Source organism: Thermobifida sp. (genome assembly GCF_017577275.1).
GTDB lineage: Bacteria > Actinomycetota > Actinomycetes > Streptosporangiales > Streptosporangiaceae > Thermobifida > Thermobifida fusca.
The window spans coordinates 63375-79304 of record NZ_PITY01000012.1 but is presented as its reverse complement, the minus strand read 5'-3'; the positions used below and the strand labels follow the sequence as shown (position 1 = coordinate 79304).

The following is a 15930-nucleotide window of genomic DNA, read 5'->3' as shown; positions in this document are numbered from 1 at the left end:
TTCTACCCTGAACTTCTGTTTCGACGAGACCTTCCCACACGACATCTCGGCGCCGACGGGCGTGCCGTCGGCGCTATCGAAAGGAGCCACGCCGGTGGCGACCGACATCAGCAGCGCCAGCGACGACCACACGGGCGGCCCTGCCAAGGACGCGGGGTCCCCTTCCCCCCACGCCGATTCGGCTGCCCCGCAGGCGGAGCAGGACTCCACCGCCACGCCGGGCGGCATGATGCGCTCCAGCATGGTCATGGCGGTCGGGACGATGGTGTCTCGGGTCACCGGGTTCTTCCGTACCGTCGTGCTCGCTGCAGCGCTGGGCACACAGCTGCTCGGTGACGCCTACAACGTCGCCAACACGATCCCGTTCATCATCAACGACCTGCTCATCGGCGGTCTGATGGCGAGCGTGATCGTGCCGTTCCTGGTGCGGCGGCGCAAACGGGACGCCGACGGCGGCAAGGCCACGGAGGACCGCCTGTTCACCAGTGCTGTCCTGGTGCTGCTGGTGGTGACAGTGGCGGCGATCCTGCTCGCGCGGCCGCTGATCCAGCTTTACGCGAGCGACTTCCTGCCTGCGCAGGCCGAGGTGTCGGTCTACCTGGCGCGTTTCCTGCTCGCCCAGGTGTTCTTCGTCGGGATGAGCGGTCTCATCAGCGCCATGCTCAACACCCGGGGCAAGTTCGGCGCTCCGGTATGGGCCCCTGTGCTCAACAACCTGGTGATCATCGCCGTCGGGGTGCTGTTCCTCATGGTGGGCACCGGAAGCACAGTGGAGACGGTGACCACCGCCGACAAGATCCTGTTGGGCGCGGGCACGAGCTGCGGCATGGTGCTGCAGACGGTGGTGCTGCTGGGCTCGCTGTGGCGGTCGGGATACCGGTGGCGGCCCCGGCTGGACCTGCGCGGCTCCGGGCTGGGGGAGGCCCTGCGCACGGCCGGGTGGATGTTCCTGTACACGCTCACCACCCAGTTGGGTTTCGTGATCACCTCCCAGATCGCCACCGGGGCCAACGTGGCCGCGAATGCGCACGGGTCAGCGGACGCGGGCGCCGGTCTCACCGCCTACAGCTACGCCTACCAGCTTTTCCAACTGCCGTACGCGATCATCGCGGTCTCGTTGATCACGGTGCTGCTGCCGCAGATGAGCGCGTTCGCTGCCGACCAGCGTTGGGACGAGGTGCGTGCCGGGTTCTCCCGTACGCTGCGAGTTTCCGCGCTGATCCTGGTGCCGCTGTCGCTGGCGATCTCGCTGTACGCCACGGAGATCACGGTGCTGCTGTTCGCCCACGGCAACACCGGCGACAGCGACGCTGCCAACATCGGTTACATCCTCATGGTGATGTCGCTCGGCCTGCTGCCGTTCAGCGTCTTCCAGTTGATGCTGCGTGTGTTCTACGCGCTGGGCGACACCCGCACCCCCGCGTTCCTGGGGATCGCCAACATCGCCGTGCACGGCGTGCTGGCGCTGACCGCGTCCTGGCTGCTGCCGCCGCACTTCGTGGTGGTTGGCGTGGCCGGCGGGTTCATGTCCTCGTTCCTGGTGGGAGTGTTCCTCGGCGGGCTCATCCTCCGCCGCCGGCTGGGCGGTTTGGACGGGCGCCGTATCGCCAGCACGCTGGTCCGGCTCTACCTGGCGACCGCACCCAGCGTGGTTGTGGGCTGGGGCGTGCTGGTTCTGTTCCAGTCGTGGTTCGTCTCAGGGCTGGCCGTCAACATCGGTGCGCCCGTGGTGGGCTGCCTGGCAGGGCTCCCCGTGTTCCTGGTAGCGGCCAAGCTGCTGCGGATCGATGAGCTGAGCGCGGTGATGGAGCTCGTCAAGTCCCGGTTGCGCCGGTAACGGCCGCGGTGGACGGGGATTTTTCGCGGACAGTTCCTCCGCCGGCTGCACCGGGGCGGGCGACGCGCCACACTGCGGATCTTGGTGGTTGCGCGCGAGGGCGGTTCCCGGCGTAGTGTTCGGTGTGGTGGTGTTCGCGGGATCCGGACCGATGGGCTATTCCCTCCCAGCAGGTCTGGCTCTACCGTGGTCGCAGACCGGCTGGTTCGGTCCGCCCCTCTTGTCCACCACCACTCCACACTAGAGTGATGCAAGTCACCCAAGCTGGGGAAACGGTGTGTGCTCGTCGTTGCGAGCGCTGATCGCCGAAACCCCGCGCCCCTCCCCACCCCACGGAGGTCCCAGTTTGCACACGATATTTCCCAATGTTCCCCGACCGTGTCCTCCAACAGGCACGGTCAAGCGTCTTAGCATGGGACGGCGTGACTCTGCCCTAAAGTTCGGTTTCTTCTCAGCTGCCCGGAGGGAGGTCGGGGACAGGCGCTATGGCCCGGCAGCAGGGAGGTCAGCCTCACGTCACCCCTCCCGTCCGTCACTCCCGGTATGAGCACCTTCATGATTGAGCCCGGCGCGAGGCTCGCCAATCGTTATCGACTGGACGAATTGGTGAGCGAGACTAGCGGAGCCTCACTGTGGAAGGCGACCGACGAAACACTCGCGCGCCCCGTCGGGGCTTGGACGTTCGCTGACGGCTTCAGCCGTACCAGTGAGGTGGTCCGTGCTGCCCGCGCGGCCAGCCGTGTCTCCGACGCCCGCGTCACCCAGGTGTTCGACGCCGACGAGTCCGGCCCCACCCCGTATGTCGTCCAAGAGTGGATCTCCGGAACCACCCTGTCGGACCTGTTGCGCAACGGGCCCCTGGAACCTGAACGCGCCGCGGGCCTCATCGCCGAGGCAGCCGAAGCCCTCGCCGCGGCCGCCCAAGTCGGCATCCACCACCTGCGGTTAACCCCGGACAAACTGGTGTGGAGCGTCGGCGGCGCCGTCAAGGTGATCGGTCTCGGCCTCGACGCTGCCCTGCACAACATCACCGTCGACGACCCGCAGGGCACCGACGCCCAAGGACTGGGCCGACTGCTGTACGCCGCGCTCACCGGCTACTGGCCTGGGCCAGAAGCCACCGCGCTGCGTCCCGCCCCGATCGTCTCCGGACGGCCGTGCGAACCCGCCCAAGTGGTTGCGGGCATTCCCGACGTCCTCAACACCATCGTCTGTCGCGCGGCCTTCCCCGAGAGCGGATACCCGCCGCTGCGCACCCCGCAAGAGCTCGTCGACGCCCTGGCCGACGTGCCCCGAGTGGTTCCTATCCCCATGGCCCAAGTGGCCTCTCCGCCGCCACCGCCCAGGGGCACCTCCCGCATTTCCGGCCAGCTCGACGTGGCCGCGGCCGCGTCGTCCACACCTCGGACTTCCCGTTCCTCCCGCCACCGCACCCCCCAGGCCACTGAGGGCTCCCTCACCAACCGGATCCTCATCGGTGCTGTGGCACTCCTGGTCTTCGTCGCCGTGGTGATGGGCGCCTGGATGCTCGGCAGCTCGATGCGGGACACTTCCGGGACGCAGACCGCCGACGTCCCTGGCGACAAAAGCGAAGAGACCGAGCTCGTTGTGCTCACCCCGGTGGGCGCGACAGGTTTTGACCCGCCTCCCGCGGGTGACAACAGCGAACACGACGACAAAGCCCCCAACACCATCGACGGGGATCCCTCAACCCACTGGAACACCGAGGGCTACAACAGTGCCGCTTTCGGGAACTACAAGGACGGTGTCGGCCTGCTTATCGACATGGGCACCGAAGTGGAGATCCACGAGGTGGACATCACCTTCGGCAGCGGCACCTACAGCGCCGAGCTGTATGTGCGCAACGACTCCGGTGGGGCCCCGGGAGAGGACGAGAAACCTGTGTGGCAGGGCGCTGGAGTAACCGGAAAGGTGCCGATTAAGCTGGACGAACCCGCTACCGGACAGTACGTGGTGGTCTGGTTCGTCTCCCCTCTTTCCCAGGACGGTGGCAAATACCGGGGCACCATCAACGAGGTCGAACTACGCGGAATTCAGTGAACACGGTGACCGACGCAGTTCAGGAGATCCCCGACAACGAGCTACTGTTCAGGCACAATCAGGGTGACGAGCACGCCTTCAGCGAACTGGTCAAACGGCACCACGCTCGGCTGTGGGCAGTAGCGATCCGGGTTCTAGGCGACCAGGAAGAGGCCGCCGACGCGCTGCAGGATGCTTTCCTTTCTGCTTTCCGCAGCGCACACCGCTTCCGGGGGGAGGCGATGGTCAGCACGTGGCTGCACCGGATCGTCATCAACGCCTGCCACGACCGGCTGCGCCGCAAAATGGTCCGCCCCGCCGTGCCCACCGAGGACACTGCGCTCGACCTTCTCTCCAACGAGCGGGGCCGGTCCGCGCCCGACCCCACCGGCCGCAGCGACACCTCCCTCGACGTCCACGCTGCCCTGGGGTACCTTCCCGTGGAGCAGCGCCTCGCCCTGGTCCTCGTCGACATGCTCGGCTACCGGGTCGAGGATGCCGCAAAAATCCTCGACGTCGCTCCGGGTACCGTGAAGAGCCGGTGTGCGCGAGGCCGCGCTAGGCTTCTCCCATATCTCGCCCATCTCAGGAACCCCAGCGACTCGTCAAACGTCCCATCTCCGAAAGGAGGTGGCAGGAGATCGTGACGTCTCACGTAGACCCCGAGACCCTCGCGCTCTTCGCTGAGGGAGAGCTGAACGACAAAGCCAAGGAGGAGCAGGTACGCGCCTGGCTTGCCGAGTCGGAGGAGGCTCGCGCTCAGCTCTCCGCGCTGCGTGAGGTCTCGCAGATCCTGGCCTCCGCCCCGGTACCGCCCATGCCTGAAGGGCTCGTCGACCGCATCGATGAAGCGTTGCGGGCCGAGGCGAAGAAGCATGCCGCTCGTTCCCGCCCTGCGGTCGCCCCCGAGGCGTCGATCGACGAGACCGCGAAAGTGCGGCCGCTGCCCCGGCCACGCGGTCCTGCCCGCTGGATGCCGTTCCTGGTCGCCGCGTCAGCAGCCGTCTTCGTGCTCGGCGCGGGTGCCGCGGCGGTCAGTGGCCTCTTCACCGCTGACCCGCCCGCCGACCCCGGAACCGCGGCGGAGCCGCCTCCTGCCTCCTCTCCGCACGCCGCGCTGCCCTACCGGATCTCCGTGGTGTCCAGCGGCACCGACTACACCGCGGACAATCTCGCCACCCAGGGGGCCTCGGTCCTCGAGCGCGCCAGCCTAACCACGGGAGAGGGCGAGGAAAGCCTCTCCCTAGAACCGGACAGCGCGGTACCCGCTGACGTTGCGTCGTGCGCGCACACGCTCAGCGACACCTACGGCGCTCCGGCTCTCGTGGACCTCGCCTCGTATGAGGGCCAACCGGCATGGATTATGTTCTTTCCGGCGGCTCTTGACAGCGAGACGGACGGTTATACGGTCCGCGTGGTTGAGCCGGGGTGCGCGGAAGAGGATGACCCCACGTCCGCGGTACGGGATACCGCATCGCTCCCCAATCACTGAGAGTGATGTGGCTCACCCGGTTTCTGCGCCGCACCACCCTGCGCTGAGGAAACCGGAACAGGCGACGGTCGGCCTCCTTGCATCACCGTGCTCCCAGGGAATCGCCGACGCCTACCATCGGTTGAAGTGAACAGCGTCCTGTCCAACACAAGCACGAGTGCGCAAGGGGTCTGACCACTGTGAGTGACGTCCGTAATGTGATCATCATCGGCTCCGGGCCTGCGGGGTACACCGCGGCCATCTATGCGGCCCGTGCCGAACTGAAGCCTCTGGTCTTTGAAGGCGCCATCACCGCGGGTGGCGCTCTCATGAACACCACCGAGGTGGAGAACTTCCCCGGTTTTCCGGACGGGATCATGGGCCCCGAGCTCATGGACAACATGCGTAAGCAGGCTGAGCGGTTCGGAGCCGAGCTCGTTCCGGAAGACGTCACCGAGGTGGACCTCACCGCCAACCCGAAAGTGGTCAAGGCCGGCGACCAGACCTTCTACGCTCGCGCGGTGATCGTCGCGACCGGCTCCGGCTACCGCAAGCTCGGCGTTCCAGGTGAAGAGGAGTTCTCTGGCCGCGGTACCTCCTGGTGCGCTACCTGCGACGGATTCTTCTTCCGCGACCAGGACATTGCCGTGGTCGGCGGCGGCGACAGCGCCATGGAGGAAGCAATCTTCCTCACCCGGTTTGCCCGCTCGGTGACGGTGATCCACCGCCGTGACCAGTTGCGCGCCAGCAAGATCATGCAGGAGCGCGCCTTCGCCAACGAGAAGATCTCGTTCCTCTGGAACACCGAAGTCGTTGAGATCCTCGGCGACACCCGCGTCCACGCGGTTCGACTGCGCAACCGGGTGACGGGTGAGGAGAGCACCCTCAACATCAGCGGACTGTTCATCGCGATCGGTCACGACCCCCGCGTGGAGCTCTTCAAGGGCCAACTCGAACTCGACGAACAGGGCTACCTGAAGGTCGACTCGCCCACCACCCATACCAACATCCCCGGTGTGTTCGCCTGCGGCGACGTGGTCGACCACCGTTACCGTCAAGCTATTACCGCGGCGGGAAGCGGATGTGCTGCGGCCTTGGACGCGGAACGCTACCTGACCGAAGAGGCCGGATAAGCACGAGCGATCCGCCCCGTGTGACGAATTGTCTTTTTCCACCCCGACGATGAGGAGCTAGCTGAATGGCCACCATTCAGAATGTCACCGACGACACCTTCGAGGAGGTCGTCCTCAAGAGCAAGCTGCCGGTCCTGGTCGACTTCTGGGCCGAGTGGTGCGCTCCCTGCAAGATGATCGCCCCGGTGCTGGAGCAGATCGCTGAAGAGCAGGAGGGCAAGCTCACTGTCGTCAAGATCAACGCCGACCAGAACCCGGACACCGTGCGCCAGTACGGGGTGATGGGCCTGCCCACCCTCAACCTCTACAAGAACGGCGAAGTGGTCAAGCAGCTCGTTGGCGCTAAGCCCAAGCGCGTCATCGAGAAGGAGCTCGAGGAGTTCCTGTAACCCCACAGCACTCCGCTCCGTGTTTCACGTGAAACACGAAACACCAAGCGGGCCGCGGGAGAGCAGGTGCGCGGTTGCTGCTGCAACCCGACACCACTGTCTCCCGCGGCCCGCTTGTCTCTCTCCTGAGCCCGGATTACTTCTCGGCGAGCAGCCCGGGGGCCATCGTGGCGAGGATCCGCTCCAAGTCTTCCTTGGTCGCAAACTCCACGACGATCTTCCCCTTGTTCCGGCCCATGTTGACCTTCACCCGGGTGTCGAAAACGTCAGAGAGCCGGTTGGCCACTTCCTCGAGTTCCGGAGAGGGCTGCCGCACTGTCGCCCGGCGCTGCTTCGTCGGGGCTTTGATCTCGCCGAGCGCGATGATCTCCTCCAGCGCGCGCACGGAGAGCCCTTCCGTGATGATGCGGTGCGCGAGGTGGTCCTGGAGCTCGGGGTCCTCCACCGCGAGCAGTGCCCGGGCGTGGCCCGCGCTGATCACCCGGGCGGCCACCTTGCGCTGCACGGCCGGGGAGAGGTTGAGCAGCCGGAGCGTATTGCTGATGTGGGGGCGGGAGCGTCCGAGCCGCTTGGCGAGCTCCTCGTGGGTTACCCCGAAGTCGTCGAGGAGCTGCTGGTAGGCGGCGGCTTCTTCCAGCGGGTTGAGCTCCTGGCGGTGCAGGTTCTCCAACAGCGCGTCCCGGAGCATATCGTCGTCGGAGGTCTCCCGGACGATCGCCGGAATCTTCTCCAGTCCGGCCCGCTGGCTTGCCCGCCACCGCCGTTCTCCCATGATCAATTGGTATTTGGCGGTGCTGTCGCTCTGGCTCCCGTCCAGTTTGCGGACGACAATGGGTTGGAGCAGTCCGACTTCGGCGATGGACGCGGTGAGTTCCTCTAGTGCCTCCTCGTCAAAGTACTGTCGCGGTTGCCGAGGGTTGGGCATCACCGCGTCGACGGGGATCTCCTCCAGATAGGCTCCGTCGATGGTCCGGGGTTCGTGGGCTGCTCCGGGAGCGCCAGGCCGGGCAGCTCCTCCGAGCACCGATGTGGGCGGTCCCTGCGGGATGAGCGCTCCCAGCCCCTTGCCAAGACCGCGCCGCTGTTGGCTCAACGCCGTCTCCCTTCAGCTCCCTGAGCGGTTCGCTTCACTGGTTCTCCACCCGGCTCTGTGCTCGGAAAGCCAGTTCACGAGCTGCATCCAGGTACGCCATGGCGCCGGACGATCCCGGGTCGTAGGTCATCACCGACTGGCCGTAGCTGGGGGCCTCGGACACCCGGACACTCCGCGGGATCATCGTCCGCAGCACCACGTCCCCGAAGTGGCTCCGCACCTCTTCTGCCACCTGCGCTGCCAGCCGGGTACGGCCGTCGTACATCGTGAGGAGAACCGTCGAGATGAAGAGCCCCGGGTTGAGGTGCGACTTCACCAGCTCGATGTTCTTCAGCAGCTGCCCCACCCCTTCCAACGCGTAGTACTCGCACTGGATGGGGATCAACACCTCTTCGCAGGCGACCATGGCGTTGACGGTCAACAGTCCCAGCGACGGCGGGCAGTCGATCAGGATGTAGTCGAGTTCGCTGACGTCGTACGCTTCAAAGGCCCGCTTCAGCCGGGACTCCCGCGCGACGAGGGAGACCAGTTCGATCTCCGCGCCAGCCAGGTCGATCGTGGCTGGAACGCACCGCAGATTCGGCACCCCAGGCACAGGGCGCTCCAACGCCCGGAGTTCTTCGTCCTCAACCAGGCAATGGTAGATGGAACGGGACTCGGGGGAACGTTCCATTCCCAGGGCTGTGGATGCGTTCCCTTGAGGGTCGAGGTCGACGACCAGCACCCGGTTGTTGTGCATCGCAAGCGCCACCGCGAGGTTCACCGTGGTGGTCGTCTTGCCGACACCGCCCTTCTGGTTGGCCACGCTGATGATGCGGCACCGCTCGGGACGCGGCCACGTCTCACCCATACGTCCACGCACACTCATCGCAGCTTGGGCAGCACGGGCGATCGGGGTGTCGAAGTCCGCAGCGAGACTTTCGTCGACTGCGGGGGAGGAGCTTCGGTCAAGCGCGGTTTCACGTGAAACATGCGCACCGGACATGGAGATGTCTGCTGAGACGGCGCCACTCGTCTGGTAGTAGAAGGTTTCACGTGAAACGTGGGCGCCATCGGATTGGTTGTGGGGCACGAAGAGTTCACCTCTTTCGTCCGCGCTTCTTCCTACCGCCCGGCTTGCGTGGGGACCTGGACGGGGCCGCCTTGGTTCCGGTCTCGAGAGCAGTCGTGACCGTGACGCGAACGACCGTGGTAGCTGGATCGACTTTACCGCCCCCCACCCGAATGACGTCTGCGATGTTAGGGCGCTGTCGAGCCAATTCGTGGCGGGCTTCCTCCAGTTCAGCCTCGGCTCGCTCCCCCTTCAACGCGAGCAGGCTTCCCCCCTTCCGGAGGAGCGGCAGTGCCCAGCCGATGAGTTTGGGCAGTGGAGCCACCGCGCGCGCCGTGACGATATCCGCTCTCAACTTGGCGTGGACTTCTTCTGCACGTCCACGGTAAACCCTGACGTTGTCCAAGCGGAGGAGTTCCACGCATTCGTTGAGGAAGACGGTCCTCCGCAGCAGCGGCTCCAGCAGAGTCACCGACAGGTCAGGGCGCAGGATCGCCAGTACCACCCCGGGGAGTCCAGCACCGGAACCAAGGTCGATGACATCGGCGCCCTTGGGGATGAGCTCTTCGACGACAGCACAGTTCATCAGGTGGCGCTCCCACAGCCGGGGAACCTCACGGGGACCGATCAGGCCCCGAGCGACCCCCACGTCTGCGAGCAGCTCGGCGTACCGCTGCGCCACCGGCAAGGTCTCACCGAACAACTCCCGAGCCGCGTCGGACGGGACGACATGTTCGGTCATCAGTCACCACCTTGGCTTTCAGCCGGGTCAGCAGCTACGAGCGGAGTGGCGACCGAAGGTCTCTGGGATTGACCACCGCGAAACGACCACCCCACCTGATCTTATGTGGGTTTCTGCCCTGTTCTTGGGGCCGCCCCCTGCACCTGCGCTGACACGGCGACGTCTCCGCAGCTCCAGGTACTGCTCTATCCTCCCCTAAAAAAAATCGGGTGCTGCATGTTTCACGTGAAACATGCAGCACCCGATCTGGAGGTGCTATGGCTCAATCCACCGGGTAAACCACCACGCAACGGTTGGGCTCCTCACCCTCAGACTCACTGTGCAGACCCGCCGCCGCCACGGCGTCGTGCACCACTTTCCGTTCAAAAGGAGTCATCGGAGTGAGCTTCTTGGGTTTGCCGGTCCGCTTGACTTCTCTGGCCACCTCGGCGCCCAGTTTCCGAAGGACCTTGCGCCGAGATTCGCGATAGCCGCCGATGTCGAGCATGAGCCGGCTCCGGGTGCCGGTGACCCGGTGCACAGCAAGACGAGTGAGCTCCTGGAGCGCCTCCAGAACCTCACCACGCTCTCCCACCAGTTCCTTGATGGTCACCCCTACCACGGAGACCAGGGGACGGTCTCCTTCGACATCCATATCGATGTCACCATCGAAATCGGCGATGTCGAGGAGGCCCTCGATGTAGTCGGCGGCAATATCGGTTTCCCGCTCGAGTGCCTCGATGTCAATAGGGGCGGTCTCTTCTGCTTTCTCGGCCACCGCTACCGCAGAGTTCGCCCCGCCTCCGGTGTTGCTGTCGCTCACGACAAGCTTTCTCCTTATATCGCGGCCCTGTACGCAGTGCGCTGCGCGGATACGCGTCAGGGGCTCTCGCCTACGCACCCACGCAGCGGAAGTGAAGTACAAGGATCTCTTGGGGATCCGCCGGATCTACTTCCCGCCGGTCCTCTTGGACCTTGGCTGCCTCTTCGGCTGCTTACGTTCGATCTTAGGCTGTTCCGGTTTCTCAGACTGCTGACCACGCTTAGTCGATCCGGGTTTGCCCGTCGCAGAGACTCCGGCCTTGTTCTTCTCCCCACCGTCCGACGCAACCGGAGGGAACTTGCGGTAGAGGAAGTGCTGCTGGCCCATGGTCCAGAGGTTGGAGGTGACCCAGTAGATCAGGACACCGACCGGCATCGCCAGACCGAACAGCCCGAACGCCGGCGCGATGTACATCATGATCTTCTGCGACTGCACCATCGGGTTGTCTTCCATCCCCGGCTGCTTGAGCGTCCGGCTCATGCTCTGGCGCATGGTCAGGAAGGTCGTGGTGCCCATGATCACGCAGGCGACTGCGATGATCGCCTTGGCCATGATCGGGTCAGCCCCGAAGGCGGCCAGCTCGTCAGCCGAGGACGTGAAGTGCGCGGCGATCGGAGCGCCGAAGATCAGCGCGCTCTGCGCACTGTTCGCCAGCTCCTGGGTGAAGCCGAACTTGGCCTCCCCCTCAGCGATCTGGCGGAGGACGTTGAACAGGGCGAAGAAGACCGGCATCTGCAGCAGCAGCGGCAGACACCCCATGAGCGGGTTGGTTCCGCTCTCCTGGTAGATCTTGATCTGCTCCTGCTGGAGGCGCTGCTTGTCGTTCTTGTACCGCTCGCGCACCTTGAGGAGCTTGGGCTGGAGTTCCTGAAGCTTCCGCTGCGTGTTCATCTGTTTGACGAACAGCGGAATCATCAGGACACGCACAAGGATGGTGAGGAGGACGATCGACAGTCCCCACGCCAACCCGCTGTCGGGGTCGAGGAAGATGCTGAGACCGGAATGGATCCAGACCAGCACCTGGCCGACGATGTTGTAGAGCCAGTCCAGCACCGGCTATCTCCCTTGTTCGCTGACTTCACAGACCCGGTGCGCCGGGGGAGGCTTCCCCGTCGCTGCCAGGCCTCGCGTCACTGATCTCTGTGCCACTCTCGTTTCTCCGCGGCGGGACTGGATCAAGCCCGCCGGGATGGAACGGATGACATTTGCCAAGTCTGCGGATGGTCAACCACAGTCCTCGTCCGGCCCCATGAACCCGGAGTGCCTCGACCGCGTAACTGCTGCACGAGGGGTAGAAACGACAGACCGGTGGAAAGAGCGGACTGATCCAACGCTGGTAGCCCCGGATCGGCAGAATCAACACCCGGGCGAGCAAGGTGGGTCTGTCGCGTGTCATTGGGTCGGCTGTTCTCCCACTGCCGTGGTGTGTGCGGACGTGGCCTCGCGCGAAGCGCGGGTACGGTGTGACGACTGTCCGCGGGGGCGGGTCACCGCGCGCAGCGCACTGTCCAACTGGGCGGCCAGTTCGCTGTAGTCGAGAAGCGCGGCTTGGGGTTTAGCCCGTACCACTAGCAGGCTACCTGCGGGGAGGGAGCCGACCCGCTCCCGCATGAGGTGACGCAGCCGCCGCTGGACCCGTTTGCGGACGACGGCTTTCCCCACCGCCTTGCTGACGCTGAACCCGACGCGAGGAGGTGCGTCTCCACCTGGCTGGTCTGGAGTGTCCTGCGGAACGAAGAGAGCGACGCTGAGAGCGTTCCGGCCGGCCCGCCGCCCGTGACGCAGGGCGGTGTCGAAATCGGCGCGACGCCGCATGCGGTTGCGTGGAGACAGCATCGGTTCAGAACACCCTCGAACAACAGCAATCGGACCGGTTGCCTAAGCGGGCAGACCGGTCCGTTGCACGTTTGACTGCTGACGCCTAGTGGCTGACGGTCAGCGCTTTGCGCCCCTTGCGCCGACGCGCAGCGATGATCGCGCGGCCGGCACGGGTACGCATGCGCAGCCGGAAACCGTGGGTCCTGGCGCGACGCCGATTGTTCGGCTGGTACGTACGCTTGCTCACTGCTTAACTCCAGGGGCGTTCCGGAAGTACATACGACGCGAACCAGCCGACCGTGCGGCGGTCCGTGTGTTCCTGCTGCTGCGGGGACGAGCTGGAACATCGCCCGCTCGGCCGCTCCGCCGCGCACTGTGTGGTGCGAGTCACGGGCGGAGATCCGGTTTCTCTGCACCACGGCACGGACGGATACCGACGTAAGCACAAAGAAGATACGGGTTGAGCTTCCGCAGGTCAAATCGACTATGCCGCTGCGACACGCCCACGCCGGAGTTTTCCACGAACCACGCGGTCTGTGGAAAACCTCTGTCCACAGGCTGCGAATAACCCACACAGGGACCTAAGCTGTGGATAACCTCGTCCCTGCGTGAGAGCCGTCTCACCCCTCCCAGCCCACGGGGAAAGCCATGATCACCGACGTTACCCACAGGGTCTCAACTGGGAAATGTGGATAACCACAGGCTGTGGACAACGTCGCGAAAGGTTGTGGATAACGCAGTGGATAACTTGTGGAAAACTCGCCAATCCTGTGGACTGTCGTTCCCCGACAAGGTTCGCATGGCGCGGGGAGGACGGAATCTCATGCACAACCGAGTCCACAGAAAACACCGAGTTACCCACAGAACACCATTCGCTATCACAGTTTGATCACGTCGCTCCTTGACGCTGTGGACAGACGGGAGCCGTCGTGGTGAACGACACAATGGGGTGCCGTGTCACTCGTGCCGCCCGCCACGGGACGAGGACGCGGCCGGTAGGACACCGCTGGAAGGGGCGAAACATGGAAGGCCGCCGTGTCTGAGGGACAGATCAACCTCGCGATGGTGTGGTCGAGAGTGCTGGACAACCTCGACAACAACAGCCTTCCTCCCCAGCACCGGGCCTGGCTGCCGCAGACCCGGCCCCTGGGGCTCATCGAGGACACCGCACTGCTCGCCGCCCCCAACGAATTCGCCAAGGAAATCCTGGAAACCCGGCTGCGGACGGTCATCAGCCAGGCGCTCTCCGCCGAACTCGGCCGGGAGATCCGGGTCGCTGTCACCGTGGATCCCAGCGCGGTGCCGCCGTCCGCGCCCACCGAGGAAGCATCGAGCACCAGCAGCCCAGACAGCTCGCACCCGGCTCCCGACCAGGGCTCGGCCAGCTACTCCGGGCCTCGCGACACGGCGCGGCAGCAGGCGTGGTCCCAGCAGCCTGTGCTGCCTGATCCACAGCCCACCGCGCCCCAGTTCACCCCGTCGGGACGGCCGGGCCCGCTGCCGGGCGAGCCGTTCTCCCGCGGCCCAGACCTGCTGTCCTCGGGGTGGAACCCCTCCTCGGCCGACCCCGGCAGTCCTGCATCCCCTGCCCCGGTCGCCGAGTCCGACACCGGCCCGCGCTACCAGAGCTGGGACACGTCGGCTCCCCACTGGGACCAACCCAACCGCTGGGAGACGCCGCGCCCGTGGGAAGGCGGCCCCCACCCCGGTGCCGGAAACCGTCCGCACGACGTCGGCGGCGACTCTGGCGTGCCTTCCGCAGAGCAGCCGCCGGTCACTCCGCCGCTGAGCGTGACCGAGCGGGGGGACGGGTCGACCAACCCCACGTCAGGCGGCCCGGACCAGCTCAACCCCAAGTACACCTTCGACACGTTCGTCATCGGCTCCAGCAACCGCTTCGCGCATGCCGCCGCGGTCGCCGTAGCCGAGGCCCCCGCCAAGGCCTACAACCCGCTGTTCGTCTACGGCGGCTCCGGGCTGGGCAAGACCCACCTGCTCCACGCGATCGGCCACTACACCCAGCGGCTCTACGAGGGCGCGCGGGTCCGCTACGTCAGCTCGGAAGAGTTCACCAACGAATTCATCAACTCCATCCGGGACGGCAAAGCGGACGGGTTCCGCCGCCGCTACCGGGACATCGACGTCCTCCTGGTCGACGACATCCAGTTCCTGGAGAACAAGGAGCAGACGCAGGAGGAGTTCTTCCACACCTTCAACACCCTGCACAACTCCAACAAGCAGATCGTCATCTCCTCGGACCGGCCGCCCAAGCAGCTCGTTACCTTGGAGGACCGGCTGCGCAACCGGTTCGAATGGGGGCTGATCACCGACGTCCAGCCCCCGGAGTTGGAGACCCGGATCGCGATCCTGCGGAAGAAGGCCGCCCAGGAGGGACTCAACGCTCCCCCGGAGGTGCTGGAGTTCATCGCCAGCAAGATCTCCACCAACATCCGGGAGCTGGAGGGGGCGCTCATCCGGGTCACCGCGTTCGCGAGCCTGAACCGGCAGTCGGTCGACCTGCACCTGACCAGCATCGTGCTGCGGGACCTGATCCCCAACGACGAAGTCCCAGAGATTACGGCCGCCGAAATCATGGCCCAGACCGCTTCATATTTCGGGTTGACCCCCGAGGACCTGTGCGGCACTTCCCGCTCACGGGTGCTGGTCACCGCGCGGCAGATCGCCATGTACCTGTGCCGGGAGCTGACCGACCTGTCCCTGCCCAAGATCGGGCAGCAGTTCGGTCGGGACCACACCACAGTGATGCACGCGGACCGCAAGATCCGCTCGCTCATGGCGGAGCGGCGCTCGATCTACAACCAGGTCACCGAGCTCACCAACCGCATCAAGCAGCAGGCCCACCACAACCACCACCATCTGTGAACGGGCGTCGGGGGTGGACCGCCACCCCCGACGCCCGTTCACGGGCTGGTCAGGGGGAGGTCACTGCACTCCCCAGGGGTGTGAAACCACTCACTTCGCGGCGGTTCGCCCCGGACTTTCCCCCTGTTTTCCCCATGCCCCTCCCGCGGCCCTATACCACATCCCAAGCTGTGGATAAGCCGTGGATAACTCTGGGGATAACTCCCAATTTTCTGTGGACAGCCTGGGGATACGCTGTGTATAACCCGCCACGACATCCAGTCATCCCATGAGGGGATCTGTGGGTAAAGTCGTGGACAAGCTGTGGACAACCTGGGGATGACTTGGGGACAACCGCGCTCTGTCCACAGGACGCCGAGTTTTCCACACCCGCCATCCACATCTCCTGTGGACAAAAATCACCGAGCTGACCTGCGAAAACAGGGTTTGTCCACAGTATCCACAGCCCCTATTACTACTGCGCCACAAAGAGAGATCTTCGTGGCTTAGTAAACGGGCTCGGCCGATTTCTGTGGACAACGCTCCCCGCTGCCCCAACTTCTGTCCACAACTCTCCTTCTCGGAGAGTCCCCTCCGACTCGACGCCTCGACCGTCGTACACTCGCGCCCGAATAGGGGTACCGTGGTGAACTCACCCCCGATGTCCTGACCGACATCCCGACGCGGACGGT

The 15930-nt window shown here is 65.2% G+C and carries 15 protein-coding genes; 7 read left to right on the top strand and 8 right to left on the bottom strand.

The window, feature by feature from the left end:
- Positions 1-94 precede the first annotated feature (94 nt).
- The 6 genes from murJ (at position 95) to trxA (ending at position 6870) form a co-directional block, all read left to right on the top strand.
- Positions 95-1837, top strand: a complete 1743-nt coding sequence (murJ, locus tag CW348_RS01555) for a murein biosynthesis integral membrane protein MurJ (RefSeq protein WP_016187953.1) — start codon at positions 95-97, stop codon at positions 1835-1837.
- 543 nt (positions 1838-2380) lie between these two features.
- Positions 2381-3898: a protein kinase family protein gene (locus CW348_RS01550; RefSeq protein WP_011293522.1), complete on the top strand. Its 1518-nt coding sequence runs from the start codon at positions 2381-2383 to the stop codon at positions 3896-3898.
- On the top strand, positions 3895-4524 hold the full coding sequence (gene sigM / locus CW348_RS01545) for an RNA polymerase sigma factor SigM (protein WP_016187955.1): 630 nt from the start codon (positions 3895-3897) through the stop codon (positions 4522-4524). Before CW348_RS01550 ends, sigM begins: the two co-directional genes overlap by 4 nt.
- Positions 4521-5369: an anti-sigma factor gene (locus tag CW348_RS01540; RefSeq protein WP_011293524.1), complete on the top strand. Its 849-nt coding sequence runs from the start codon at positions 4521-4523 to the stop codon at positions 5367-5369. The genes sigM and CW348_RS01540 overlap by 4 nt, the downstream gene beginning before the upstream one ends.
- 179 nt (positions 5370-5548) lie before the next feature.
- Entirely contained in the window at positions 5549-6481 is a 933-nt protein-coding gene (trxB, locus tag CW348_RS01535; RefSeq protein ID WP_011293525.1) for a thioredoxin-disulfide reductase, read from the top strand.
- Between the two features lie 65 nt (positions 6482-6546).
- Positions 6547-6870, top strand: coding sequence for a thioredoxin (gene trxA / locus CW348_RS01530; protein WP_011293526.1), 324 nt, complete (start codon positions 6547-6549; stop codon positions 6868-6870).
- A 136-nt stretch (positions 6871-7006) separates the two neighbouring features.
- On the opposite strand, the gene CW348_RS01525 is transcribed toward trxA, so the two are convergent.
- The 8 genes from CW348_RS01525 to rpmH form a co-directional block, all read right to left on the bottom strand.
- Positions 7007-7963, bottom strand: a complete 957-nt coding sequence (locus CW348_RS01525; protein ID WP_173668091.1) for a ParB/RepB/Spo0J family partition protein — start codon at positions 7961-7963, stop codon at positions 7007-7009.
- A gap of 34 nt (positions 7964-7997) precedes the next feature.
- Entirely contained in the window at positions 7998-8831 is an 834-nt protein-coding gene (locus tag CW348_RS01520) for a ParA family protein (protein WP_173668090.1), read from the bottom strand.
- Between the two features lie 211 nt (positions 8832-9042).
- Positions 9043-9756 (bottom strand): 16S rRNA (guanine(527)-N(7))-methyltransferase RsmG, encoded by a 714-nt coding sequence (gene rsmG / locus CW348_RS01515; RefSeq protein WP_011293529.1) that lies wholly within the window; start codon positions 9754-9756, stop codon positions 9043-9045.
- A 262-nt stretch (positions 9757-10018) separates the two neighbouring features.
- A complete protein-coding gene (locus CW348_RS01510; RefSeq protein WP_011293530.1) occupies positions 10019-10558 on the bottom strand; it encodes a R3H domain-containing nucleic acid-binding protein in 540 nt (179 codons plus the stop codon).
- Positions 10559-10684: 126 nt separating this feature from the next.
- The gene (yidC, locus tag CW348_RS01505; RefSeq protein WP_104612772.1) at positions 10685-11611 is read right to left on the bottom strand and encodes a membrane protein insertase YidC; all 927 of its coding nucleotides are present in this window, start codon (positions 11609-11611) and stop codon (positions 10685-10687) included.
- 25 nt (positions 11612-11636) lie between these two features.
- On the bottom strand, positions 11637-11954 hold the full coding sequence (yidD, locus tag CW348_RS01500; RefSeq protein WP_011293532.1) for a membrane protein insertion efficiency factor YidD: 318 nt from the start codon (positions 11952-11954) through the stop codon (positions 11637-11639).
- Positions 11951-12394, bottom strand: a complete 444-nt coding sequence (gene rnpA, locus CW348_RS01495; protein ID WP_011293533.1) for a ribonuclease P protein component — start codon at positions 12392-12394, stop codon at positions 11951-11953. Before rnpA ends, yidD begins: the two co-directional genes overlap by 4 nt.
- Positions 12395-12479: 85 nt before the next feature.
- Entirely contained in the window at positions 12480-12623 is a 144-nt protein-coding gene (gene rpmH / locus CW348_RS01490; RefSeq protein ID WP_011293534.1) for a 50S ribosomal protein L34, read from the bottom strand.
- Between the two features lie 788 nt (positions 12624-13411).
- On the opposite strand from rpmH, the gene dnaA reads away from it, so the two are divergent.
- Positions 13412-15259 (top strand): chromosomal replication initiator protein DnaA, encoded by a 1848-nt coding sequence (dnaA, locus tag CW348_RS01485; RefSeq protein WP_016187958.1) that lies wholly within the window; start codon positions 13412-13414, stop codon positions 15257-15259.
- Positions 15260-15930: the final 671 nt, after the last annotated feature.